This window comes from Pseudomonas sp. Colony2, assembly GCF_019382755.1.
Taxonomy (GTDB): domain Bacteria; phylum Pseudomonadota; class Gammaproteobacteria; order Pseudomonadales; family Pseudomonadaceae; genus Aquipseudomonas.
The window spans coordinates 2,320,745-2,342,865 of the sequence record NZ_CP080030.1 but is presented as its reverse complement, the minus strand read 5'-3'; the positions used below and the strand labels follow the sequence as shown (position 1 = coordinate 2,342,865).

General features: G+C 58.5%; 28 protein-coding genes and 1 tRNA gene. 9 read left to right on the top strand and 20 right to left on the bottom strand.

All coding sequences use genetic code 11. The annotated features are described in order from the left end of the window. Window positions 1-79: 79 nt before the first annotated feature. The 9 genes from JV201_RS10150 to thrS all read right to left on the bottom strand — a co-directional run bounded on the left by JV201_RS10150 (window position 80) and on the right by thrS (window position 7,533). Window positions 80-156: transfer RNA gene (locus tag JV201_RS10150), tRNA-Pro, on the bottom strand. A gap of 90 nt (window positions 157-246) precedes the next feature. Beyond that, window positions 247-603 carry a MerR family transcriptional regulator gene (locus JV201_RS10145; RefSeq protein WP_003219935.1) on the bottom strand — a complete coding sequence of 119 codons (357 nt, stop codon included), beginning with the start codon at window positions 601-603 and terminating at the stop codon, window positions 247-249. After that, on the bottom strand, window positions 584-886 hold the full coding sequence (gene ihfA, locus JV201_RS10140) for an integration host factor subunit alpha (protein ID WP_002553164.1): 303 nt from the start codon (window positions 884-886) through the stop codon (window positions 584-586). The genes JV201_RS10145 and ihfA overlap by 20 nt, the downstream gene beginning before the upstream one ends. A gap of 3 nt (window positions 887-889) precedes the next feature. After that, on the bottom strand, window positions 890-3,268 hold the full coding sequence (pheT, locus tag JV201_RS10135) for a phenylalanine--tRNA ligase subunit beta (RefSeq protein WP_008438687.1): 2,379 nt from the start codon (window positions 3,266-3,268) through the stop codon (window positions 890-892). 26 nt (window positions 3,269-3,294) lie between these two features. Beyond that, window positions 3,295-4,311, bottom strand: a complete 1,017-nt coding sequence (gene pheS, locus JV201_RS10130) for a phenylalanine--tRNA ligase subunit alpha (protein ID WP_003219939.1) — start codon at window positions 4,309-4,311, stop codon at window positions 3,295-3,297. 109 nt (window positions 4,312-4,420) lie between these two features. Continuing rightward, a complete protein-coding gene (rplT, locus tag JV201_RS10125) occupies window positions 4,421-4,777 on the bottom strand; it encodes a 50S ribosomal protein L20 (RefSeq protein ID WP_003219940.1) in 357 nt (118 codons plus the stop codon). A gap of 28 nt (window positions 4,778-4,805) precedes the next feature. Next, window positions 4,806-5,000, bottom strand: coding sequence for a 50S ribosomal protein L35 (gene rpmI / locus JV201_RS10120; protein WP_002553160.1), 195 nt, complete (start codon window positions 4,998-5,000; stop codon window positions 4,806-4,808). Window positions 5,001-5,059: 59 nt separating this feature from the next. Continuing rightward, a complete protein-coding gene (gene infC / locus JV201_RS10115) occupies window positions 5,060-5,611 on the bottom strand; it encodes a translation initiation factor IF-3 (protein ID WP_169875357.1) in 552 nt (183 codons plus the stop codon). Continuing rightward, a complete protein-coding gene (gene thrS, locus JV201_RS10110) occupies window positions 5,611-7,533 on the bottom strand; it encodes a threonine--tRNA ligase (protein WP_003219944.1) in 1,923 nt (640 codons plus the stop codon). The genes infC and thrS overlap by 1 nt, the downstream gene beginning before the upstream one ends. Before the next feature lie 364 nt (window positions 7,534-7,897). Here thrS and JV201_RS10105 point away from each other — a divergent pair, with 364 nt between their 5' ends. Further along, on the top strand, window positions 7,898-8,212 hold the full coding sequence (locus JV201_RS10105; RefSeq protein WP_080673250.1) for a hypothetical protein: 315 nt from the start codon (window positions 7,898-7,900) through the stop codon (window positions 8,210-8,212). Window positions 8,213-8,501: 289 nt separating this feature from the next. After that, window positions 8,502-8,714, top strand: a complete 213-nt coding sequence (locus JV201_RS10100) for a cold-shock protein (protein ID WP_003179963.1) — start codon at window positions 8,502-8,504, stop codon at window positions 8,712-8,714. Between the two features lie 73 nt (window positions 8,715-8,787). On the opposite strand, the gene JV201_RS10095 is transcribed toward JV201_RS10100, so the two are convergent. Both JV201_RS10095 and JV201_RS10090 read right to left on the bottom strand, forming a co-directional pair. Further along, entirely contained in the window at window positions 8,788-9,108 is a 321-nt protein-coding gene (locus JV201_RS10095; RefSeq protein ID WP_008438688.1) for an I78 family peptidase inhibitor, read from the bottom strand. 147 nt (window positions 9,109-9,255) lie between these two features. After that, window positions 9,256-9,561, bottom strand: a complete 306-nt coding sequence (locus JV201_RS10090; RefSeq protein ID WP_003219949.1) for a hypothetical protein — start codon at window positions 9,559-9,561, stop codon at window positions 9,256-9,258. A 142-nt stretch (window positions 9,562-9,703) separates the two neighbouring features. Between JV201_RS10090 and JV201_RS10085 the strand changes: the two genes are divergently transcribed. After that, window positions 9,704-9,916, top strand: a complete 213-nt coding sequence (locus JV201_RS10085) for a hypothetical protein (RefSeq protein WP_003219951.1) — start codon at window positions 9,704-9,706, stop codon at window positions 9,914-9,916. 33 nt (window positions 9,917-9,949) lie between these two features. On the opposite strand, the gene JV201_RS10080 is transcribed toward JV201_RS10085, so the two are convergent. The 7 genes from JV201_RS10080 to JV201_RS10050 are packed head-to-tail and all read right to left on the bottom strand — an operon-like array spanning window position 9,950 to window position 16,918. Continuing rightward, a complete protein-coding gene (locus JV201_RS10080) occupies window positions 9,950-10,978 on the bottom strand; it encodes a nucleoside hydrolase (protein ID WP_003219953.1) in 1,029 nt (342 codons plus the stop codon). A gap of 26 nt (window positions 10,979-11,004) precedes the next feature. Then, window positions 11,005-11,409, bottom strand: coding sequence for a D-ribose pyranase (gene rbsD, locus JV201_RS10075; protein ID WP_008438690.1), 405 nt, complete (start codon window positions 11,407-11,409; stop codon window positions 11,005-11,007). Continuing rightward, window positions 11,406-12,323, bottom strand: coding sequence for a ribokinase (gene rbsK / locus JV201_RS10070; protein ID WP_008438691.1), 918 nt, complete (start codon window positions 12,321-12,323; stop codon window positions 11,406-11,408). Before rbsK ends, rbsD begins: the two co-directional genes overlap by 4 nt. 23 nt (window positions 12,324-12,346) lie before the next feature. Then, window positions 12,347-13,369 (bottom strand): LacI family DNA-binding transcriptional regulator, encoded by a 1,023-nt coding sequence (locus tag JV201_RS10065; protein WP_219406829.1) that lies wholly within the window; start codon window positions 13,367-13,369, stop codon window positions 12,347-12,349. Between the two features lie 3 nt (window positions 13,370-13,372). Further along, the gene (locus tag JV201_RS10060; RefSeq protein WP_003219960.1) at window positions 13,373-14,350 is read right to left on the bottom strand and encodes an ABC transporter permease; all 978 of its coding nucleotides are present in this window, start codon (window positions 14,348-14,350) and stop codon (window positions 13,373-13,375) included. After that, entirely contained in the window at window positions 14,347-15,900 is a 1,554-nt protein-coding gene (locus JV201_RS10055) for a sugar ABC transporter ATP-binding protein (protein ID WP_219406828.1), read from the bottom strand. The genes JV201_RS10060 and JV201_RS10055 overlap by 4 nt, the downstream gene beginning before the upstream one ends. A 58-nt stretch (window positions 15,901-15,958) precedes the next feature. Next, complete coding sequence (locus tag JV201_RS10050) at window positions 15,959-16,918, bottom strand: sugar ABC transporter substrate-binding protein (protein WP_177009393.1); 960 nt, start codon at window positions 16,916-16,918, stop codon at window positions 15,959-15,961. 566 nt (window positions 16,919-17,484) lie between these two features. Here JV201_RS10050 and JV201_RS10045 point away from each other — a divergent pair. From JV201_RS10045 to JV201_RS10035, 3 genes are all read left to right on the top strand, one after another. Next, entirely contained in the window at window positions 17,485-18,573 is a 1,089-nt protein-coding gene (locus tag JV201_RS10045; RefSeq protein ID WP_003219965.1) for an asparaginase, read from the top strand. A gap of 230 nt (window positions 18,574-18,803) precedes the next feature. Next, window positions 18,804-19,055 carry a DUF1654 domain-containing protein gene (locus JV201_RS10040; RefSeq protein WP_023659007.1) on the top strand — a complete coding sequence of 84 codons (252 nt, stop codon included), beginning with the start codon at window positions 18,804-18,806 and terminating at the stop codon, window positions 19,053-19,055. Window positions 19,056-19,059: 4 nt separating this feature from the next. After that, window positions 19,060-19,749, top strand: a complete 690-nt coding sequence (locus tag JV201_RS10035; RefSeq protein WP_003219970.1) for an endonuclease — start codon at window positions 19,060-19,062, stop codon at window positions 19,747-19,749. A 43-nt stretch (window positions 19,750-19,792) separates the two neighbouring features. Here the strand turns inward: JV201_RS10035 and JV201_RS10030 are convergent, their stop codons facing one another. Next, entirely contained in the window at window positions 19,793-20,170 is a 378-nt protein-coding gene (locus JV201_RS10030; RefSeq protein ID WP_003219972.1) for a hypothetical protein, read from the bottom strand. 263 nt (window positions 20,171-20,433) lie between these two features. Between JV201_RS10030 and csrA the strand changes: the two genes are divergently transcribed. Continuing rightward, window positions 20,434-20,628, top strand: a complete 195-nt coding sequence (gene csrA, locus JV201_RS10025) for a carbon storage regulator CsrA (protein WP_003192511.1) — start codon at window positions 20,434-20,436, stop codon at window positions 20,626-20,628. Window positions 20,629-20,748: 120 nt separating this feature from the next. On the opposite strand, the gene JV201_RS10020 is transcribed toward csrA, so the two are convergent. Beyond that, window positions 20,749-21,207: a DUF2214 family protein gene (locus JV201_RS10020; RefSeq protein WP_219406827.1), complete on the bottom strand. Its 459-nt coding sequence runs from the start codon at window positions 21,205-21,207 to the stop codon at window positions 20,749-20,751. A gap of 170 nt (window positions 21,208-21,377) precedes the next feature. Here JV201_RS10020 and JV201_RS10015 point away from each other — a divergent pair, with 170 nt between their 5' ends. Both JV201_RS10015 and JV201_RS10010 read left to right on the top strand, forming a co-directional pair. Then, complete coding sequence (locus tag JV201_RS10015; protein ID WP_003219977.1) at window positions 21,378-21,638, top strand: hypothetical protein; 261 nt, start codon at window positions 21,378-21,380, stop codon at window positions 21,636-21,638. A gap of 159 nt (window positions 21,639-21,797) precedes the next feature. Next, window positions 21,798-22,112: a hypothetical protein gene (locus JV201_RS10010; RefSeq protein ID WP_003219980.1), complete on the top strand. Its 315-nt coding sequence runs from the start codon at window positions 21,798-21,800 to the stop codon at window positions 22,110-22,112. Window positions 22,113-22,121 lie beyond the last annotated feature (9 nt).

The window sequence follows — 22,121 nt, the reverse complement described above, 5'->3', positions numbered from 1 at the left end:
GTGGGGGTAAATGTGGGGGTAATTTTATAGACATGAAAAAGCCCAACCTTTTCAGATTGGGCTAACTCATTGAAAAATATGGTCGGGACGGAGTGATTCGAACACTCGACCCCTAGCACCCCATGCTAGTGCGCTACCGGACTGCGCTACGCCCCGACTAGGCGTGTTACTGGGTTCGCTTCGCAACGAAGCGATCAGGAATATACCGCAAGCTTTTGAAATGTGGAAGTATTTTAAAAGCCGGAATTACTTCTTCAAAACCACCAGCACATCTTCGAGTTCGGAGATCATCTGGCGGATCATTTGCTTGTATTGGGTGGTGTCGTCTTTGGCTTCATCACCGGACATACGCTGGCGCGCGCCGCTGATGGTGAACCCCTGGTCGTACAGCAACGCGCGGATCTGTCGGATCATCAGCACATCCTGGCGCTGATAATACCGACGGTTCCCGGTGCGTTTGACGGGGTTGAGTTGAGGAAACTCCTGCTCCCAATAGCGCAGCACGTGCGGTTTTACCGCACAGAGCTCGCTGACTTCACCGATGGTGAAGTAGCGTTTGCCTGGGATGACGGGCAGTTCGTCGTTATGACTTGGTTCCAGCATAAGCCTCAACTCGGGCCTTCAACTTCTGCCCTGGACGAAAGGTGACCACACGGCGAGCCGTGATCGGGATTTCTTCTCCCGTTTTTGGATTGCGGCCAGGCCGCTGGCGTTTGTCCCGCAGGTCAAAATTGCCGAAACCGGACAATTTGACCTGTTCGTTGTCTTCAAGTGCGTGCCTGATTTCTTCAAAGAACAGCTCGACCAATTCCTTGGCCTCGCGCTTGTTCAGGCCCAGCTCTTCATACAGACGTTCCGCCATCTCAGCTTTCGTCAAAGCCCCCATACGTCACTTCCTTAACGTGGCGTTTAACCTTTGTTCGAGCGAGGTGAGGATATTTTGCGTCGTCGTATTCACCTCATCGTCATTAAGAGTGCGCGATGGATGCTGCCAGGTCAAGCCAACTGCAAGGCTTTTTCTATGCGGATCAATGCCTTTACCCTGATAGACGTCAAATAGCCTGAGGTCTGTCAGCCATTCCCCTGCATTTTCACGGATTACGTCCAGAACAGCACTGGCCGCAACACCTTGATCGGCAATCAGCGCCAGATCACGTCGTACTTCAGGGAAACGCGACAACTCGCTGAATTTAGGCATTTTGCCCGAGGCCACTTCAGCCAAGACTAGCTCAAAAACGAAGACTGGACGGTCCAGCCCCAAGGTTTTCGACAGTTCCGGGTGAATCGCGCCAACGAAGCCCACCAGGCGACCTTCACGTTCGATACGGGCGGTCTGGCCCGGGTGCAACGCCGGGTGTTTGCCAGGGGTAAAAGTAAAGGCATCCAGCGCGCCGGCGAAGCCCAGCACCGCTTCCACATCGGCCTTGACGTCGAAGAAGTCGACGGTGTCGCGACCTTGTGCCCAGCCTTCCGGCAGACGGCTGCCGCAAACCACGCCAGCCAGCATCGGCTCTTGCTTCAGGCCATCCAGCTGACCGACAAAACGCAGGCCGCTTTCGAACATGCGCACGCGGTCTTGCTGACGGTTCAGGTTGTGGGACAGCGCCTTAACCAGACCCGGCCACAGCGACGAGCGCATGGCGGCCATGTCGTTGGAGATCGGGTTAGCCAGCAACAGCGGCTCGACACCCGGGTTGAACAGTTCGAATTGCTTTGGATCGATGAAGCTGTAGGTCACTGCTTCCTGATAACCACGGGCAACCAGCAGGCGACGCAGTTCCGGCAGGTGTGCACGGGCTTCGGCTTTCGGCTGCGGCGCCAGGCGCGCTTGCGGGTAACGAACCGGCAGGCGGTTGTAGCCGTACAGGCGGGCCAGTTCTTCGATCAGGTCGACTTCCAGGCTGATATCGAAGCGATGGCTTGGCACTTCTACGTGCCACTGCCCTGCTTCACCGGCCGAGATGCCGAGGCCGAGTGCCGACAGCAGGCGCTCGATTTCAACCGGCTCGATCACCAGGCCGAGCATTTGCTCAACGGCCTTGGCGCGCAGGATGATCGGTGCAACCGACGGCAGGTGCTGTTCGCTGACGGTTTCGATGATCGGGCCGGCTTCGCCGCCAGTGATTTCCAGCAGCAGGCCAGTGGCGCGCTCCATGGCTTCACGGGCCAGCTGCCAGTCCACGCCACGCTCGTAGCGGTGCGAGGCGTCGGTGTGCAGGCCGTAGGAACGGGCCTTGCCAGCGATGGCGATCTGATCGAAGAAAGCGCTTTCGAGAAAGATGTCGCGAGTGGTTGCGGACACGCCGCTGTGCTCACCCCCCATCACGCCGGCAATCGCCAGGGCGCGGGAATGGTCAGCGATCACCAGGGTATCGGCACGCAGGCTGACTTCCTGGCCGTCGAGCAGTACCAGCTTCTCGCCTTCCTCGGCCATGCGCACGCGGATGCCGCCGTTGATTTCGGCGAGATCGAAGGCGTGCAGCGGTTGGCCCAGTTCCAGCATCACGTAGTTGGTGATGTCGACGGCAGCGTCGATGCTGCGCACTTCGGAACGGCGCAGGCGCTCAACCATCCACAGCGGGGTTGGCTTGGACAGGTCGACGTTACGGATCACGCGACCCAGGTAACGTGGGCAGGCATTGGGGGCGAGCACTTCGATCGAACGCACTTCGTCGTGCACGGCAGGTACCGCTGCAACCACCGGGCGGGTCACGTTCGCGGCGTACAGTGCGCCGACTTCACGCGCCAGGCCCGCCAGCGACAGGCAGTCGCCACGGTTCGGGGTCAGGTCGACCTCGATGCTGGCGTCTTCCAGTTCCAGGTAGACACGGATGTCCTGGCCCACTGGCGCATCGGCCGGCAGTTCCATCAGGCCATCGTTGCCTTCACCGACCTGCAGTTCCGCCTGGGAGCACAGCATGCCGTTGGACTCAACGCCACGCAGCTTGGCCTTCTTGATCTTGAAGTCGCCTGGCAGCTCGGCACCGATCATGGCGAACGGGATTTTCAGGCCCGGGCGCACGTTTGGCGCTCCGCACACGACCTGGAAGGTTTCCGCGCCGTTGCTGACCTGGCACACACGCAACTTGTCAGCGTCCGGGTGTTGCTCGGTGCTCAGCACCTCACCCACAACCACACCACTGAAAACACCGGCGGCCGGCGTAACGCTATCGACCTCAAGGCCGGCCATCGACAGACGAGCAACCAGCTCGTCGCGACTTACCTGCGGGCTTACCCAGCCACGCAGCCATTGTTCACTGAATTTCATCCTGCTCTCCTAAAGATCCGTTACGACTAGCGAAATTGCGCGAGGAACCGCAAGTCGTTGTCGAAGAACAGACGCAAGTCGTTCACGCCGTAACGCAGCATGGCCAGACGCTCAACGCCCATGCCGAAGGCAAATCCCGAGAATTCTTCCGGGTCGATCCCGGACATGCGCAGTACGTTGGGGTGAACCATGCCGCAACCCATCACTTCCAGCCAGCCGGTCTGTTTGCAGACGCGGCAGCCTTTACCGCTGCACATCACGCATTCCATATCGACTTCAGCGGATGGCTCGGTGAACGGGAAGAATGAAGGACGGAAACGTACCGCCAGCTCCTTCTCGAAGAACACCCGCAGGAATTCTTCGATGGTGCCTTTGAGGTCGGCGAAGTTGATGTCGCGATCAACCAGCAGGCCTTCGACCTGGTGGAACATCGGCGAGTGGGTGATATCGGAGTCGCTGCGATACACACGGCCTGGGCAGACGATGCGGATCGGCGGCTTCTGCGATTCCATGGTGCGGACCTGTACCGGCGAGGTATGGGTGCGCAGCAGCATGTTCGCGTTGAAATAGAAGGTGTCATGCATCGACCGGGCCGGGTGGTGGCCTGGGATGTTGAGCGCCTCGAAGTTGTGATAGTCGTCTTCGACCTCAGGGCCTTCGGCAATGCCGTAGCCGATGTGGGTGAAGAACTGCTCGATACGTTCCAGAGTCCGGGTAATCGGATGCAGGCCGCCCGAGGTCTGGCCACGGCCAGGCAGGGTCACGTCAATGGATTCGGCGGCGAGCTTGGCCGCAAGATCAGCCTCCTCGAGCGACGCCTTGCGCGCATTGAGAACCTCTGTAACACGCTCCTTGGCCACGTTGATCAGCGCACCGACTTGCGGACGCTCTTCAGCCGGCAAATTCCCCAGGGTCTTCATCACCTGAGTCAATTCACCCTTTTTGCCAAGGTAGTGAACCCGGATTTGCTCCAGGGCATTGATATCTTCTGCGCTTTGCACAGCCTCTAGTGCTTGAGAGACCAGCGCATCCAGGTTTTCCATGTACAGACTCCAGATACAAAATAGGGGAAGAGCTTGAAGGCTCTTCCCCTATTTAAGACGTTTAACACCGTGGGCCGCGGAAGCGACCCAGGGTGACTGTCGGGGGTACTTAAGCCAAGGTGGCTTTAGCTTTCTCGACAATCGCAGCAAACGCCGCTTTTTCGTTCACTGCCAGATCAGCCAGAACCTTACGGTCGATCTCGATGGACGCTTTTTTCAGGCCAGCGATGAAACGGCTGTAGGACAGACCGTTAACACGTGCACCAGCGTTGATACGAGCGATCCACAGAGCGCGGAACTGACGTTTTTTCTGACGACGGTCACGGTAGGCGTATTGGCCAGCCTTGATAACCGCTTGCTTGGCAACACGGAATACGCGTGAACGCGCGCCGTAGTAGCCTTTAGCAAGTTTCAGAATTTTCTTGTGGCGCTTACGCGCCATGACGCCACGCTTTACACGAGCCATGAGTTACTTCCTCTATTCTTGACTAAAATTAACGAAGGCGCAGCATGCGCTCGACTTTTGCCACGTCAGACGGATGCAGCAAGCTGCTACCGCGCAGTTGACGCTTACGCTTGGTCGACATTTTAGTCAGGATGTGGCTCTTGAAAGCGTGCTTGTGCTTGATACCGTTAGCAGTTTTCAGAAACCGCTTAGCAGCACCACTTTTAGTTTTCATCTTTGGCATGTTCGGTACTCCGCATTCAGTTGATAAACATAATCAGAAGGCCTGCCGTGCCCTATTGATTACTTCTTCTTTTTCGGGGCGATGACCATAATAAGCTGGCGTCCTTCCATCTTAGGATGCTGTTCGACCGAACCGTACTCGAGCAGGTCAGCTTCAACCCGCTTGAGGAGTTCCATCCCCAGCTCCTGGTGGGCCATCTCACGGCCGCGGAATCGCAAGGATACCTTGGCCCTGTCCCCATCACTCAGGAAACGTACCAGGTTGCGCAGTTTTACCTGGTAATCCCCTTCCTCCGTCCCTGGACGAAACTTGATTTCTTTTACTTGAATCTGCTTCTGGTTCTTCTTCGCCGCGGCAATCTGCTTCTTCTTCTCGAAGATCGACTTGCCGTAGTCCATCACCCGGCAAACGGGTGGGATTGCGTCGGCGGAGATTTCCACCAGGTCCAATTTGGACTCTTCAGCAATACGAAGCGCTTCATCAATCGAGACGATGCCAATCTGCTCGCCGTCAGCGCCAATTAACCGAACCTCGCGTGCCGAGATATTCTCGTTGATCGGGGCTTTCGGTGCAGCTCGTTTATCTTGTCTCATTTCACGCTTAATAATAATTACTCCGAATCTGGGCGACCACGCCGGGAAACCGCTTGCGCGAGGAACTCAGCGAACTGGGCGACGGGCATCGAGCCCAGGTCAGCACCTTCACGAGTACGCACAGCGACAGTCTGCATCTCGACTTCCCGATCTCCGATAACCAAAAGATAGGGAACCTTGAGCAAAGTATGCTCGCGGATTTTAAAGCCGATCTTTTCATTTCTCAAGTCGGACTTGGCACGAAATCCGCTTTCATTGAGAGTTTTTTCAACTTCAGCGGCAAAATCTGCCTGTTTATCAGTGATATTCATGATCACTGCCTGGGTCGGAGCCAGCCACGCAGGGAATGCACCCTCGTAGTGCTCGATCAGGATCCCGACGAACCGTTCGAACGAGCCGAGGATCGCCCGGTGCAGCATAACCGGGTGTTTACGGCTGTTGTCTTCGGAGACGTATTCGGCTCCCAGACGGATCGGCAGGTTAAAATCGAGCTGCAGGGTACCACACTGCCAGACGCGACCAAGGCAATCTTTCAGCGAGAACTCGATCTTCGGACCGTAGAACGCGCCCTCGCCCGGCTGCAAGTCGTATGCAAGCCCCGCACTGTCCAGCGCTGCGGCCAGTGCAGCTTCGGCTCGGTCCCACAGCTCGTCGGAACCGACGCGTTTTTCCGGACGAGTGGACAGCTTCATCTCGACTTCGGTGAAACCGAAATCGCGGTACACGTCCATGGTCAGCTTGATGAATGCAGCGGATTCGGCCTGCATCTGCTCTTCGGTGCAGAAGATGTGGGCGTCATCCTGAGTGAAGCCGCGCACGCGCATGATGCCGTGCAGTGCACCCGATGGCTCGTTACGGTGGCAGGCACCGAACTCGGCCAGGCGCATCGGCAACTCGCGGTAGCTCTTCAGGCCCTGGTTGAACACCTGTACGTGGCACGGGCAGTTCATCGGCTTGATGGCGTAGTCGCGGTTTTCCGACTGGGTGGTAAACATGTTGTCGGCGTAGTTGGCCCAGTGCCCGGATTTCTCCCACAGGCTGCGGTCAACGACTTGCGGCGTCTTGATCTCAAGGTAGCCATTGTCGCGCTGAACCTTGCGCATGTACTGCTCGAGCACCTGGTACAGGGTCCAGCCGTTCGGGTGCCAGAACACCATGCCCGGCGCTTCTTCCTGGAGGTGGAACAGGTTCAGGCGCTTGCCGATCTTGCGATGGTCGCGTTTTTCGGCTTCTTCGATGCGCTGGATGTAGGCCGCCAGCTGCTTCTTGTCAGCCCAGGCAGTGCCGTAGATCCGCTGCAGTTGTTCGTTCTTCGCGTCACCGCGCCAGTAGGCACCGGACAGCTTGGTCAGCTTGAACGACTTGAGGAAGCGTGTGTTCGGCACGTGCGGGCCACGGCACATGTCGACATATTCTTCGTGGTAATACAGGCCCATGGCCTGCTCGTCCGGCATGTCTTCCACCAGGCGCAGCTTGTAGTCTTCGCCGCGGGCGGTGAACACGTCGATCACTTCGGCACGCGGAGTGACTTTCTTGATGACGTCGTAATCTTTTTCGATCAGCGCGTGCATGCGCTGTTCGATAGCCGCCAGGTCGTCCGGGGTGAAAGGACGCTCGTAGGCGATGTCGTAATAGAAGCCTTCGTCGATGACCGGGCCGATGACCATCTTCGCGGTTGGGTACAGCTGCTTGACCGCATGGCCAATCAGGTGCGCGCAAGAGTGGCGAATGATCTCCAGCCCCTCTTGATCCTTGGGCGTGATGATTTGCAGGCTGGCATCGCCGGTGATCAGGTCGCTGGCGTCGACCAGCTTGCCGTCGACCTTGCCGGCCACGGTGGCCTTGGCCAGGCCGGCACCAATGGATGCGGCGACCTCGGCTACGGAAACCGAATGATCGAATGAACGTTGACTGCCGTCGGGAAGAGTAATAGTTGGCATGGCGCCTCCTCTCCTAGTGGTGACCCCTACCAAAGGTCACGTGGGTTGGGATGAGCCAGTACAAGATCCAATACCAGGCCGTTCAGTGATGAACGCCTGCCTTACAGCGGCAGGAGCCTTTCGGCCAACCGATAATCGAACCAGAGTGACTGGAGTTAAACAAAAAAGACCTTGGCAAGGCGGCATAGGGCGCGCCGGAAAATAGCCAAGCGGAAGATGCTAGCACAGATGAACGGTCATGGCGCCGAAGCCGCTTCACGAAACGAAAATTCCCGGCTTTTAAGGGCAAAAGTGAACTTGAACTGTACGGCAGCCCTCAAACACACCGAGAATCGCCGTTCGTCCACGACTCCAGGAGCATTTGATTATGCGTTTTACCTCGACTTTCGCCCTTGCTGCATCCCTGACCCTCATGTCCCTGGGTGCGCACGCCGCAGCCCCGTCGAACTGGCCTGCCGGTGCGCGGGACAGCTTCATCAAGGATTGCAGCGCAGCCGCCCAGCAAAGTGTTGATGCCAAAACCGCCAAAGACCACTGTGAATGTGGCGCGGACAAAATCAATGCCGAATTGAGCAGTGCCGAAATCAAGGAACTCATGACCAACCAGAACGCAGATCCCGCGCTCAAGACCAAAGCTGTGACGGCTATTTCGTCCTGCAAAGTCGTGAAGAAAAAGTAATTTTTACACCCTGCCGGACCGGCTGAAGGACCAAAAATCGCCATGAAAACTGCCATTTCTCACAAATTACGCAGCTTTTACGGCTTTTTTTAATAGCTGATATTTCGCCTGAAAGCCCCGTAGATCGGGGCTTTCAGCCAACCAAGGCATGAAACACAACGCGATTGATTAGCAAACAATGCCTTGGGGGGGCTCCCAAGCCGAACATTTCGACTATGATAGCTCGGTGTGCCCAGTTGGCCTGAGCAGCACAGCACTACTGAAAATATATGTTTCTTGGAGATACACCATGTCTAATCGCCAAACCGGCACCGTTAAATGGTTCAACGATGAAAAAGGCTTCGGCTTCATCACTCCTCAAGGTGGCGGTGACGACCTGTTCGTACACTTCAAAGCTATCGAAAGCGACGGTTTCAAAAGCCTGAAAGAAGGCCAAACCGTTTCCTTCGTGGCTGAGAAAGGCCAAAAGGGTATGCAAGCTGCACAGGTTCGCCCAGAGTAATTCTGCGCCGAACTAAAAAAACCCCGTCCATGTGACGGGGTTTTTTATGGCCTGGAGAAAAGCGTTGGAGCAATCAGCCGCAATTGACCCGATTGATCACAAGGTTGTCATCGGTATTGAGGTTCAGGCGATCGGAGCGGTATTCCAGCGTGACCATGTCATCTGGCTTGAGAATGCGTGCGTTCTGCGCTCCGGCGCGGCTACGGGCCTGTTCCAGCAATTGTGGCGAAGCTTTCTGGCCGATTGCGAACTCGGCAGCCTTCGCCTCACAGCGGCTATGACCAGCATCGGTCACGGCAGTGTCTTTGGCTGGCTCAGAGGTACCCGGGGTGCTGCAACCCGACAAGGCGAGCGCAGCCAACAAAGTACCGAATGATGCGAGCTTCCAAGGCATGAAGCCTCCTTTGAGAAAAAATGGACAGAGATCGTGCGACCGTGGTTTGGCCGATTGGTTTCAGAATTGTCACAATTGGCTGTGGGCCAGTCTGCCTGAGTCGACACCGGGCGCTGGCGAATCAATCGTCACCAGATATGAACGCACTCAGTAGATGTCGATGTAATCAAACGGCGGCGTTGGCCAGTTCTGCTTGAGCGCGTTGAAAATCTGCATCACCCACACCTCGTCGCTGGCTGCGACGTTGCCGACATAACCCGAACCCGCCGCCCAGGTCTCCAGGCGGAACAGAAGGCCGTCGATATCGACGCCACCCACCACGCCCGAAGAAATGTAGGCAATACCGGCCTTGGTAACGCGCAACTGGGTGTGAACGTTGTCACTGGCGGACGCAAGCAGCTGCCGCACAGCGTCCAGCGTCAGGTTTTCGGGGTTGTTCAAGTCGATCTGCACGCGGTTTGCCCTGGCAATTAAACAGGCGGACAGTGTCGCACAGCCCTCCCCTCATGCCTAAGTAGCAGTGCCAAACACGGCGCAAAATGGTTAACTCCACACGCAGAACGCACTAACCGCCTTTCAGCCTCGCGAGACACCCATGACCATCGTCACGATCCACGCCGACATCAAAGCCAAGTGGCCCCACGGGCAAAGCTCCTACAGCCCGGGCAGCCCGGAGGAGTTGGCAATCATCGGTATCGACCTGCTGGTCAAGGAACTGGGCACACAGGCCGCGCAGGCATTCATCGGCCAGGTATTCGAGAAATACCCGGCCGATCACATGGGAGCGCCAGACCCCGAGCGCGAATAAGACCCGGCCGACGAACGTCGACCGGCAGGCTGTTTACTTCAGGCGACCAAGGCGTTCGGTCAGCAGATCGAAGAAGCCTTGGGCATCGCCGTTTTCAACCCAGAACGCGTTCTTCGGTTGTTTCAGGCCGTCGTACCAGTCGACGATGGTCTGGCCGAAGGTCGGGCCTTCACGGCTATCCACCACCACATTGACTTCACGGCCGCTGAACAGCGCAGGCTTGAGCAGGTAGGCAATGACGGTAGCGTCATGCACCGGGCCACCCGGGATGCCGTAGTGCTCCATGTCGCCTTTGACGTATTCATTGAGAATATCGCCCACCACCTTGCTCGCGTTGTTGTTCAGCGCAGCGATTTGCTTCAGGCGTGCGTCGCTGGTCAGGACCTTGTGGGTCACGTCCAACGGCAGGTAGGTCAGCTTGACGCCGCTCTTGAGCACGATCTCGGCCGCGATCGGGTCGGCGAACAGGTTGAACTCGGCCACCGGCGTGATATTGCCGCCGTTGAAGTGCGCGCCGCCCATCACCACCACTTCCTTGATGCCTTGAGTGATCTCCGGCGCCTGGGTCAATGCCAGCGCCAGGTTGGTCTGCGGACCGAGCATGGCGATGGTGATGCTGTGGGGCTTGGCGGTGCTGAGGGTCTTGATCAGGTAATCAACGGCATTGCCTTCGGCCAGGCCTTTTTTCGGCTCATGCACGGTGACGCCGGAGATACCTTCCTTGCCATGGATGTTTTCAGCGTAGATCGGCGTGCGCAGCATCGGTTTCGGTGCACCGGCATATACCGGGATGTCCTCGCGCCCCGCCCATTCGCGGGCCAGGCGTGCGTTGCGGGAGGTCTTGTCGAGGCGCACGTTACCGGCAACGGTGGTCAGCGCGCGGATCTGCAGTTCATCGGGCGAAGCCATGGCGAACAGCAAGGCAACCACGTCGTCGGCACCGGGGTCGGTGTCGATGATCAGGTCGATTTTTTCCGCCGCGTGGGCGCTTGCAGCAGTTAGCACGGACAAAAGCAGCACACTCCGGAACAGGTGTCGCAGGGTTTGGGTACCACGTTGCATGACGCACTCCTTGTCGTTGGGGAATTCTAGAACGTTACGCCGGAAACCAGCGCGATATTGCAGTAGGGCTGGCACTCGCCGGTGCGCACCACCGCCCTCGCCTTGCGGCTGAGCTGCTTGAACTCTTCATGGCTGACCAGGCGGCGCTCGCCGAGGGCGGCCTGTTCGGTCAGGGTATTGAGATCCGCCAGGGCCGGCGGTTGCTTGAGCAGGATTTCTTCCGCGAGCACGTGGCTTTCCACCTGCATCTCGCTGAGGACGATGCGCAAGGTACTGACGAAATCCGGAATGCCTTTGGTCAGCGCCAGGTCGATCAGCTCGACACCCGGCGGCACCGGCAAGCCGGCATCACCGATCACCAGAATGTCGCCATGGCCAAGGGATGCGATCACCCGCGACAGCGCGATATTGAGCAAGGGAGTCTTTTTCATGAGGGCACAAAACCTTGGACGTCATGCAATGTGGGAATAGAAGGTTGCGCACCCGCGCGGGTCACGGACAGCGCGGCGGCTACCTGGCCGAAACGAATGGCCTCGGCCTCGCTCCTGCCGTTGGCCAGCGCGGCTGCGAAACCGCCGACGAAGGTGTCACCGGCAGCCGTGGTATCGACCGCCTTGACCTTGGGCGCGACCAGGTGCTCGAAGCCTTGGCCATCGGCAAACAACGCGCCTTCGGAGCCGAGGGTAATGATCACTTTGCCAGCACCGGCCTTGATCAGGCGTGTGGCGGCGGCCTTGGCGCTGTCCAGCGAGTCGACCACCACGCCGCTCAAGGCCGAGGCTTCGCTTTCATTGGGAATCAGGTAGTCGATGGCGGCGTACCAATCCTCGGGCAGCGGACCACTGGCCGGCGCCGGGTTCAGGATCACCGTCTTGCCCAGCTCGCGACCGCGCTTGAGGGCATGGCCGACAGTCTCCATCGGCGTTTCCAGCTGGCAGACAATCACGTCGGCAGCCTGCAGCACACTGTCAAATGCCTGTAATTTGGCTGGGGTCAGCTCGCCATTGCTACCGGCGACAATAACGATCGCATTCTGGCTGCTGTCATCCACCACGATCAGCGCCACCCCGCTGGAACCGTCGACGGTGCTGACGGCCTGGCAATCAATGCCCTCCACCAGCAACGCGTCGCGCAATTGCGCGCCATAGGCATCGGTGCCCACGCAGCCGACCATGGCGACCTCAGCCCCGAGGCGCGCCGAAGCGACCGCCTGGTTCGCGCCCTTGCCGCCGGGAACGGTGGAAAACGATTGGCCGATCAGGGTTTCACCGGCGCGGGGCAGCCGACTGGCCCGGGTGACCAGGTCCATGTTCAGGCTGCCTATTACCACTACTTTTGCTGGCATACATCAGTACTCATCAATTCGGTTCAGCGGTATTGGGCAAACACACCGGCCAACGGCGCCGTCGACTCGCGCAGAACAATACTCGGCGTCACGATGCGTTGATCGATCGGCAATTGGGGTGTCGCAATTCGTCGCAGTAAAAGCTCGGCCGCCATCTCTCCCAGCTGCAGGATCGACTGGCCCACGGTGGTCAGCGCCGGGTACACGTACTGGCTCATCTGGATATCATCAAACCCGATCACCGACAGCTCACCGGGCACCCGGATATTACGTTCGGCAGCGGCACGCAAGACGCCGAAGCCAATCATGTCGTTGCCGGCAAAAATCGCGCTGGGGGGACTATCCGCCAGCAATTGCGCCGCGGCCGCGTAACCACCGGTACTGGTGAAATCACTTTCCAGCACACGGCCGGCCGGCACTTCGAGCCCAGCCTCGGCCAGGGCGCGGTAGTAGCCCGCCATCCGCATTTGCGCCACGCGGGTATGACTCGGGCCACCAATGCAGGCAATGTCGCGATGACCCAGATCGAGCAAGTGCCGGGTCGCCAGGTAAGCGCCCTGTTCATGGTCGATGCGCACCAGGTCGACATCGATCCCGTCCAATGCACGGTCGACGATGACCATCGGCGTGCGTACCGCCTTGAGGCCTGTCGCCAGGCCGCTGTCGTCGCCGCCCACCGAGGTCACGATCAAGCCGTCGATGCGTTTTTCCAGCAGCACCCTCAGGTAGCTGCGTTGCTTTTCGGCATTATCGTCGGAGTTGCAGAGGATCACGCAATAGCCGTTACGCTCGCAGTAATCCTCGATGCCCCGGGCCAGTTCCGCAAAATACGGGTTGAGGCTGTTGGGCACCAACAGGCCGATGGTGGCTGTGGTCTTGGCCTTCAGCGAGCGCGCGACCGCACTGGGTACATAGTCGAGCTGCTTGATGGCCGCCTCGACCTTGATCCGTACCGGCTCGCTGACCGGGCGCGTCTTGTTCACCACATGAGACACCGTGGTGTAGGAAATCCCCGCCAGCGCGGCCACATCCTTGATCGTTGCCATGGCTCAGGCTCGCCGACTGGCGCGCTGGCTGCGGTAAGTATCGAGCACCACCGCGATCACGATCACGGCACCGGTGATGATACGTTTGGTCGGCTCGGTGGCGCCAATCTGCGCCAGCCCTGCCGCCAGTACCGAGATGATCAGCACGCCGAAGAAGGTACTGATGACCGAGCCACGCCCGCCCATCAGGCTGGTGCCGCCGATCACTACCGCAGCGATCACTTGCAGCTCCAGGCCGGAACCGGCGTTGGGATCGGCCGCTTCCAGGCGCGAAATCTGGAACAGCGCCGCCACACCCGCCAGCAGGCCCATCAGGCTGAACACCAGGATCTTGTAGGGCTTGGGATTGATACCCGCCAGGCGCACGGCCTCTTCGTTGGTGCCAATGCCGATCAGGTAGCGACCGAACACGGTACGGGTCAGCACCAGCTGCGCGGCGATGATCACCAGCAACGCGATGATGAACGAAGGTGAAATGCCGAAGGCCACCGGGTTGGACAGCCAGGCAAACGAATCACCGATGTATGCGGTACGCGAGCCGGTCATCTGGTACGCCACGCCGCGCGCCATTTCCAGCACGCCGAGGGACACGATGAATGACGGGATCCGCCAGGCCACTGTGATCGAACCGGTAATGGTCCCGGCCAACGCGGCGCAGCCCATGCCCAGCACGGCTGCCGGCAACACACTCCAGCCCCAGCCGAGAATCGCCACACTGACGGCCGATGCGGCCAGGGCCAGCACGGAGCCTACCGACAGGTCGATGCCGCCGATGATCAGCACGAAGGTCATGCCGACTGCCAACACCATCAGGTCGGGAATCTGGTTGGCCAGGGTGCTGAAGGTGTCGTACGAGAGGAAGTGGTCGCTCAGGAACGAGAACAGCGCAATCATCGCCAGCAAGGCGCCGGCCAGGCCCAGGTAGGTGCCCAGGCCATAGAAGTTGCCGCCACGTTTTGCGGGGGAGGAAGTGGTTTTCATGGGGTATTCCTAGGCGCTGCGTCGTTGAGCAGCGCATCACGTTTCTGATAGCCGGCAAAAGCAGCGGCAAGCAATTCGTCCTGGGTCCAGCTGTCGCGCTCGAAGGTCTCGATCAGGCGCCCGGCGGAAAGTACGCCGATGCGGTCGCAGATCAGCATCAACTCACGCAGGTCGCTGGACACCACCACCAGCGCCTTGCCCTGGCGGGTCAGGTCGCCGAGCAACGCATAGATATCGAATTTGGCGCCGACGTCGATGCCCCGGGTCGGTTCATCGAACAGCATCACCACGCAATCGCGCTCCAGCCAGCGGCCAATCACCACCTTCTGCTGGTTGCCACCCGACAGCTCGGACACCAGCTGCGCCGGACTGGAACTGCGGATACGCATGGCGTCGACCTGGCGCTTGGCCAAGGCCGTTTCGTCACGACTGTTCACCAGGCCACCGCTGGACACCTTCGGCATGTTGCCCAAGGCAATGTTGGCGCCGATGGATTGGGTCAGCAGCAGGCCTTCGCCCTTGCGGTCTTCGGTGATCAGGGCGATGCCATGGCCAACCGCGTCGACGGGCGAGCGAATGCTGACGACTTGCGCAGGTGTGCCCAGGGCCACGGTGCCGCTGTCGGCCAGGTCGGCGCCGAAGATCAGGCGCAGCAACTCCGTACGGCCCGCACCGATCAGGCCGGAGATGCCGTAGATTTCGCCGGCACGCACTTCAAACGACACGTCGCGGACCTTGTCCGAGCGGGTCAGGCCTTTTACCGTCAACAGCGGCGCGCCGATGGTGCGCGGGCCCAGGTCGATTTTCTCGCCCAGTTCGCGGCCCACCATCAGCGTGACCAGTTGCTCACTGTTGTAGTTGGCCATCGGCTCGACACACACCAGCTTGCCGTCGCGCAGCACCGCAATGCGCTGGGCAACCCGGGCCAGTTCTTCGAGCCGGTGGGAAATATAGATAATCGCCACGCCCCGGGCCTGCAGGCGGGTGATTTGTTCGAACAGCATCTCGACTTCACGGGCGGTCAACATCGCCGTGGGTTCGTCGAGGATCAGTACGTGGCAATCGCCAATCAGGTTGCGGGCGATCTCGACCATCTGTTGGTGGCCGATGCCGAGGCTGCCGACCAGGGTGTCCGGGTCGATAGCGTCCAGGCCGACCTGGGCCATGGCTTCAATGGCGGCCTTGCGCAGTTGCTTGCGGCTGATCCAGCCACCGTGGCTGGGCAGGTTATCGAGGAACAGGTTTTCAGCGACCGTCAGGGTTGGCAGCAGGTTAAGCTCCTGCATGACCATGCGGATGCCCTGCTCTTCAGCCTGGGTCCGGCTGCCTGGCGTGTAGGCCTGGCCATTGAACTGCATCTGGCCGTCGGTCGGGGTGACCAGCCCGCCGATGATTTTCGACAGGGTGCTTTTCCCCGCGCCATTCTCACCGGTAAGCGCCAACACTTCCCCACGATTGAGCGTCAGGGTGATGTCGGACAGAACCGGTTGGGCATAGGTCTTGCCGATACCGCTGACCGAGAGGACAGCGTTCGGTGCGGAAGATGACATAGGAACGTCTCCAGGCGTCCGCTCGGGTGAGCGGACGCTGTTTTGTGCTGCCGGGGAATTACTTCTTGAGGATGAGTTCGACCGGGGTTTCGATCATGCCATCCACGGCATCGACTTTTTCACCCTTGACCAGCTTCAGAGCGTTCTGGATACCGAAAACGGCTTGCTGGGCAGCAGCCTGGTCGGCGGTGGCCAGGACACGGCCGTCCTGCAGCATCGGCTTGATGGCCTCGATGTTGTCGTAGCCTACGACCAGCACCTTGCCAGCCTTGCCGGCGCCACGTACGGCGGATACTGCGCCCAGTGCCATGTTGTCGTTACCGGCCAGCAGTGCCTTGATGTTCGGGTTTGCCTGGAGCATGGCAGCGGCAATCGCGTTGCCCTTGTCGATTTCCCACTCACCGGATTGGGTGGAGACGATCTTCATGCCGGCGGCATCCATCGCGTCCTTGAAGCCAGCGGTACGCTGCTGGGCGTTGGTGGTGGTGGACACACCTTCGATGATGCCAACCTGGTCACCCTTGGTGAGGTGCTTGGCCAGTTCTTCACCGACCAGGCGCGCGCCCTTGCGGTTGTCTGGACCTACGAACGGGATATCAAGGTTTTTGCTTTTCAGTACATCCACATCCAGACGGTTGTCGATGTTGACGACCTTGATGCCTTTGTCGGAGGCCTTTTTCAGCACGGTGACCAGGGCTTTCGAGTCGGCGGGAGCAATGACGATCGCGTCAACCTTGGACAGGATCATCTGATTGACGATATCGATCTGAGCACTGGTATCGGTTTCGTTCTTGATCCCGTTGGTGATCATGTCGAAGTCGGCGGCGTGGGCTTTCTGGTATTCCTTGGCACCGTCCTGCATGGTGACGAAGAATTCGTTGGCGAGGGATTTCATGACCAGGCCGACCTTGGGTTTGGCGGCGGTCTCGGCAGCAAATGCAGAGGAAAGAGGCAGGGCAGCGGATGCGGCAGCAAGCACAGCGACAGCAAGAAGACGTCCAGCAAATGGCAGCTTCATGGGTTCACTCCGATCTTATGATTATTGTGAGCAACGCTTGCACCGAAGAACGCTTCGGCAGCCAACCCACCCGGGCGGCTGATACGAGCTTTCACGACACTCGAGGAGCACCCCGTGAAACATCTCGCAAACGTTTGCGTTAGGTCAAACTATGAGAAGCTTGTCGAGATTTGTCAACGGGAGAAAACAGCCTTTTGATGAATCCTCTTTGCGCCCTGCCCTCGAAGCCATCCGGTACCCCCTTTAAACATCCGCGTTGCTGGATCGTTCTCTGAAACGACAGGTCGCGGCGTGCCTCCTGCGTTTAAACCCAAACTTTTCCGTCATCCTTTTCGGACAACCGAACACCTGCGCACCGCTTTGTTCGGAAAGCCGGACAGAAGACCAAGCCATTTACTTACAAATCAAACAAATATAGATATAAATCAATAGGTTAAATTCTATTGCCCAACAAAATCCCGCTGGTACAAATCCTGCTCTTACTCAGCACCTCGTGGCGCTCAGAACCGCCCGGGTGTTTGTAGATGAACCTGCATCAGCACTCATCAAAACTAGAGAGAAGAATAATGAAATCTGCGTTGAAAACTTTCGTACCGGGCGCGTTAGCCCTCCTGCTGTTGTTCCCCGTTGCCGCTCAGGCAAAAGAAGCTGAAACCCAGCAAAAACTGTCCAACGTGGTGATCCTTGCCACCGGCGGCACCATCGCCGGCGCCGGCGCCAGCGCGGCCAACAGTGCGACCTACCAGGCCGCCAAGGTCGGCATCGAACAATTGATCGCCGGTGTTCCTGAGCTTAGCCAGATCGCCAATGTCCGCGGCGAACAAGTATTGCAAATTGCCTCCGAAAGCATCACCAACGAAAACCTCCTGCAACTGGGTCGTCGTGTCGCCGAACTGGCCGACAGCAAGGACGTCGACGGCATCGTGATCACCCACGGTACCGACACCCTGGAGGAGACTGCCTACTTCCTCAACCTGGTGGAAAAGACCGACAAGCCAATCGTCGTGGTCGGCTCGATGCGCCCAGGCACCGCCATGTCGGCTGACGGCATGCTCAACCTGTACAACGCCGTTGCCGTCGCCGGCAGCAAGGACGCCCGCGGCAAAGGCGTACTGGTGACCATGAACGACGAGATCCAGTCGGGTCGCGACGTCAGCAAGATGATCAACATCAAGACTGAAGCGTTCAAGAGCCCATGGGGCCCGCTGGGCATGGTGGTTGAAGGCAAATCCTACTGGTTCCGCCTGCCAGCCAAGCGTCACACCATGAACTCGGAATTCGACATCAAGACCATCAAAAGCCTGCCGGACGTCGAAATCGCCTATTCCTATGGCAACGTAAGCGACACCGCCTACAAGGCCCTGGCCCAGGCCGGCGCGAAAGCCATCATCCACGCCGGTACCGGCAATGGTTCGGTGTCGTCCAAGGTGGTGCCTGCCCTGCAGGAACTGCGCAAGCAAGGCGTACAGATCATTCGCTCTTCCCACGTGAATGCCGGTGGTTTCGTTCTGCGTAACGCCGAACAACCAGACGACAAATACGACTGGGTAGTTGCCCATGACCTGAACCCGCAGAAAGCCCGCATCCTGGCCATGGTCGCCCTGACCAAGACCCAGGACAGCAAGGAACTGCAACGGATGTTCTGGGAATATTGATCGCTCCCGGGCCCGACCGGCAACGGTTGGGCCATCCCGCTCGTGGCGTACCGCGAGCGGGTCTGATTTCCCCCGCTTTATCCCCCGCGCAAAAAAACCTTTGAAAAACAAAGCGTTCCTACACCAAATCGGCAAAACCACTGTCAGAAGAAATTCTTGAATTTTAAGCAGTTGCGAAATTGCCCACAGTTAAATACTGTATGCACGTACAGCCAAATAAGGAATACTCCGTGGCAAAGCCCTCTTCCGCAGCACCAACACCTCCTGATGCCTATCAACGCCTGGCCGTTCGCGTGCAAAAAATCATCAATTCCACCAACGCCCAGAAGAACAAGGCGGCGTTGATCTTCCGTTTGCCGGAGGAACCGGAAGACGAGTGGGCACGACTACTGGAAGAGATAGCAGAAAACGATAACGTCACCCTCGCTTATCGCGATGACGGCGGCGTGCAGATTTTCTGGGTTGTGCCGAAGGAAGATTGAGTCAATGAGTGTCCGTTTTATCAGTGTGTTGTTCGTGTTTTTTGCTGTCACCGCTCACGCCCAAGCCCCCAGGACGTTCAGCGAAGCCAAGAAAATCGCCTGGAAACTGTATGAACCGCAATCCACGGAGTTCTATTGCGGCTGCAAATACAACGGCAACCGGGTAGACCTGAAAGCCTGCGGCTATATCCCGCGCAAAAACGCCAACCGGGCGGCACGTATTGAATGGGAACACATTGTTCCGGCCTGGCAGATCGGCCATCAGCGCCAGTGCTGGCAGGATGGCGGGCGCAAGAACTGCACCCGCAAGGACGCGGTCTACAAGCGGGCCGAAGCCGACCTGCACAACCTGGTGCCGAGCATCGGCGAGGTGAATGGCGACCGAAACAATTTCAGTTTTGGCTGGCTGCCGGTACAAAGCGGCCAATATGGATCATGCCTGACACAGGTGGACTTCAAGGCCAAGAAGGTCATGCCCCGCCCTTCCATTCGCGGCATGATCGCCCGAACCTATTTCTATATGAGCAAGCAGTATGGCCTGCGCCTGTCGAAACAGGATCGCCAGCTGTATGAAGCCTGGAACAAGACCTACCCGGTACAGCCCTGGGAACGCCAGCGCAATCAAACCGTGGCGTGCGTGATGGGGCGCGGCAATGAATTTGTCGGCCCGGTGAACTTGAAAGCCTGCGGCTGAACGAAAAAAGCGGGAGCGCCATGGCCTCCCGCTTGTCGACTCTTTACTGCGCAACCTTGTGTTCGATGACCTCGGACACCGTGTCATTCTTCTTCGCAGTGGCCAGTTTCTCGGTCAACTGCGCTTGTTTCGCCTCGGCCTCGGCCCTGGTGCTGAATGGGCCCAGCAGCACCTGGTCCTTACCGTCTTCCTTCGCCAGATAGAAACTGAAACCGTGTTCCAGCAACCACGCGGTCAGGTCAGTCATCGCCTGCAGCTTGTGATCCGGCGGCCCCACCCATACATCCCATTCTTGAGAGGCGATCGCGCCGACCGCAGGTTGCGCCTGGGCGGGCGCCTCGGCAACGGCAGGCCTGGCCTTGGGGGCGTCGACACTTTTACCTTCACCGCAACCGGCCAATGCCAACACCGCAATTGCCATCGCTACTTTACGCACTACCCTGCTCCTTAGAGGATCAAAGAGGCGACTTTATCATTCACTGTCTATTCTGGCCGTCATAAACGTTGGCTTAAACAATGCGAATGATGTATCGCAGACCTGTATGATGGCGGCATGGGAATTAATGCCGCCTCTATGCGTCCTAAAAGAGGCAGCCACAGGGAAGCGCTTCGCAGTAAGCTACACACATCCGACATCTGCCCTGTCTGAAACATGTGTCCTTCAAAGCAATCAAGGAGAAGTCCATGCTGATACTCACCCGCAAAGTCGGTGAAAGCATAAACATCGGTGATGACATCACGATCACCATCCTGGGCGTTAGCGGCCAGCAAGTAAGAATCGGCATCAATGCTCCAAAGGACGTTGCCGTGCATCGCGAGGAGATCTACCAACGTATCCAGGCGGGCCTGACGGCTCCGGATAAAAACCAGACACCTTGAAGCGCCTCCAGTAGCCAGCCCTTTCGTTCACTGTAACGGCTGGCGAAAACCTCTTTCAGCCTGCTCGCGGCTTCCCGCGGCCAGCGCGCCCTATTCCCTTGTTCCAGCGTCAGGCCAGCGTCATCCCAGGCCGACACCGCGTGCCATGCCACTCGCTGCAATCATCATCAGCACCAGCAGTAACGCCTGCACATGGCTGATGCGCGCAAAAAGACCTGCCTGGTGCAAATCGAGGCGCGTGCCACGCGCCAACGCGATGCGCCATTTGATAAAGCGAATCATCGGCGCGAGCTCCAGTAACAAAATTAATACAAGCAGCGTCATCTTCACGTGAAACAACGGCTGGTCCAGGTAATAATCACTGCCCTTTTCGTAGCCGCCGAAGGCCCGCAGGCCACCGGTTACCAATAACACCAGGGCACTGATTCCCCAGATGTTGTCCGCGATCAATACGCGGCGCAGGGTGGATGGGTCACTATCAGATACACCGCGCAATGCCTTGCCACGCGCAAGCACGGCCGACAAAGCCATGGCGAATGCCAGTAAATGGACTGCTGCAAGAAACCACTGAACCAACATAAGGCGTACTCCCTTTTGTATGACACATGGCAGGAACACTTCTCAGTAATAGTCGCTGGCTGCGTTCAACGCATGAAACAGCCTGCAAACAAAGGGAACTTGTGGAGTTTTCCAGGGCCGAATCTCGTGACAAATCCCCTACAGTCTGCAGCGCGCCAAGGAGCACGTTGATGAGGCGTACCGTTAAACAGCCTTACTTATCCAAGTCTTGGTTGATTGTCACGCTGATCAGCGTGGCGTTTGTGGCGCTGGAGTATGGCCTCAAGTTCGAAATCGAAGGCTCCTCCGACAAAGCCTACTCATGGCTGGACCTGACGCTGTTCCTGAGCGCGTACTTGTTTTTCTTCTGCCTCAAGCCCATTCAGGTCGCCGTCCATCGCAGACTGTGCCGGCGCGCGCCTCACAGTGATCGCCGCAAAGCCTCATCCTGACGGCTTTGGGTTTCATCTTGAAGTTCGTTGCCCCAGCGCGGTGTATCCCGCAAGCGGGTTGAAACCGCCGCCGCAGTTGCTATCAGATCGCCGGTATTTACAGCTGCGCGACACAACCTATGCTTGGGCATGCACGGTCGGTGAAAGGTTGTAGCGCTGATGGACACACTGAGTAAAAGCGAAATCGAATCAGCACTGGCAGCGCGCCTGCCGAGCTACAAAATCGTCTGCACCCTGCATGCCGATGGCACGCTTTCCGCGATTCTCAGCGGCCCGGAAGCTGATCACTTTGCGGTGACCGGCATCGTCCGCGCACACCATCGAGGGCCGGAGGCGATTGCCAGGCTTGCCAGCGAAATCCTCAAGGAAATGGTCTTGTCCCGCCAGGGGCTCAAGGGCAACCGCCTGCAGACGCTGACTGGAAACAGCTCCAACGTTGAACCGCCCCTTTACGAAGAAGGCCGATCCGGGTAACCGGGTCGG

Bases quoted from the DNA above. Each gene is read 5' to 3' on its own strand.
- JV201_RS10020 (WP_219406827.1), bottom strand. From the start codon at position 21,207: ATGTTGGTTCAGTGGTTTCTTGCAGCAGTCCATTTACTGGCATTCGCC.
- rbsK (WP_008438691.1), bottom strand. From the start codon at position 12,323: ATGCCAGCAAAAGTAGTGGTAATAGGCAGCCTGAACATGGACCTGGTC.
- JV201_RS10085 (WP_003219951.1), top strand. From the start codon at position 9,704: ATGACCATCGTCACGATCCACGCCGACATCAAAGCCAAGTGGCCCCAC.
- rbsD (WP_008438690.1), bottom strand. From the start codon at position 11,409: ATGAAAAAGACTCCCTTGCTCAATATCGCGCTGTCGCGGGTGATCGCA.
- JV201_RS10035 (WP_003219970.1), top strand. From the start codon at position 19,060: ATGAGTGTCCGTTTTATCAGTGTGTTGTTCGTGTTTTTTGCTGTCACC.
- pheS (WP_003219939.1), bottom strand. From the start codon at position 4,311: ATGGAAAACCTGGATGCGCTGGTCTCTCAAGCACTAGAGGCTGTGCAA.
- pheT (WP_008438687.1), bottom strand. From the start codon at position 3,268: ATGAAATTCAGTGAACAATGGCTGCGTGGCTGGGTAAGCCCGCAGGTA.
- JV201_RS10065 (WP_219406829.1), bottom strand. From the start codon at position 13,369: ATGGCAACGATCAAGGATGTGGCCGCGCTGGCGGGGATTTCCTACACC.
- JV201_RS10100 (WP_003179963.1), top strand. From the start codon at position 8,502: ATGTCTAATCGCCAAACCGGCACCGTTAAATGGTTCAACGATGAAAAA.
- JV201_RS10045 (WP_003219965.1), top strand. From the start codon at position 17,485: ATGAAATCTGCGTTGAAAACTTTCGTACCGGGCGCGTTAGCCCTCCTG.
- rplT (WP_003219940.1), bottom strand. From the start codon at position 4,777: ATGGCTCGTGTAAAGCGTGGCGTCATGGCGCGTAAGCGCCACAAGAAA.
- JV201_RS10055 (WP_219406828.1), bottom strand. From the start codon at position 15,900: ATGTCATCTTCCGCACCGAACGCTGTCCTCTCGGTCAGCGGTATCGGC.
- thrS (WP_003219944.1), bottom strand. From the start codon at position 7,533: ATGCCAACTATTACTCTTCCCGACGGCAGTCAACGTTCATTCGATCAT.
- JV201_RS10145 (WP_003219935.1), bottom strand. From the start codon at position 603: ATGCTGGAACCAAGTCATAACGACGAACTGCCCGTCATCCCAGGCAAA.
- JV201_RS10080 (WP_003219953.1), bottom strand. From the start codon at position 10,978: ATGCAACGTGGTACCCAAACCCTGCGACACCTGTTCCGGAGTGTGCTG.
- JV201_RS10050 (WP_177009393.1), bottom strand. From the start codon at position 16,918: ATGAAGCTGCCATTTGCTGGACGTCTTCTTGCTGTCGCTGTGCTTGCT.
- JV201_RS10015 (WP_003219977.1), top strand. From the start codon at position 21,378: ATGAGGCGTACCGTTAAACAGCCTTACTTATCCAAGTCTTGGTTGATT.
- JV201_RS10030 (WP_003219972.1), bottom strand. From the start codon at position 20,170: ATGGCAATTGCGGTGTTGGCATTGGCCGGTTGCGGTGAAGGTAAAAGT.
- csrA (WP_003192511.1), top strand. From the start codon at position 20,434: ATGCTGATACTCACCCGCAAAGTCGGTGAAAGCATAAACATCGGTGAT.
- JV201_RS10010 (WP_003219980.1), top strand. From the start codon at position 21,798: ATGGACACACTGAGTAAAAGCGAAATCGAATCAGCACTGGCAGCGCGC.
- JV201_RS10060 (WP_003219960.1), bottom strand. From the start codon at position 14,350: ATGAAAACCACTTCCTCCCCCGCAAAACGTGGCGGCAACTTCTATGGC.
- rpmI (WP_002553160.1), bottom strand. From the start codon at position 5,000: ATGCCAAAGATGAAAACTAAAAGTGGTGCTGCTAAGCGGTTTCTGAAA.
- ihfA (WP_002553164.1), bottom strand. From the start codon at position 886: ATGGGGGCTTTGACGAAAGCTGAGATGGCGGAACGTCTGTATGAAGAG.
- JV201_RS10095 (WP_008438688.1), bottom strand. From the start codon at position 9,108: ATGCCTTGGAAGCTCGCATCATTCGGTACTTTGTTGGCTGCGCTCGCC.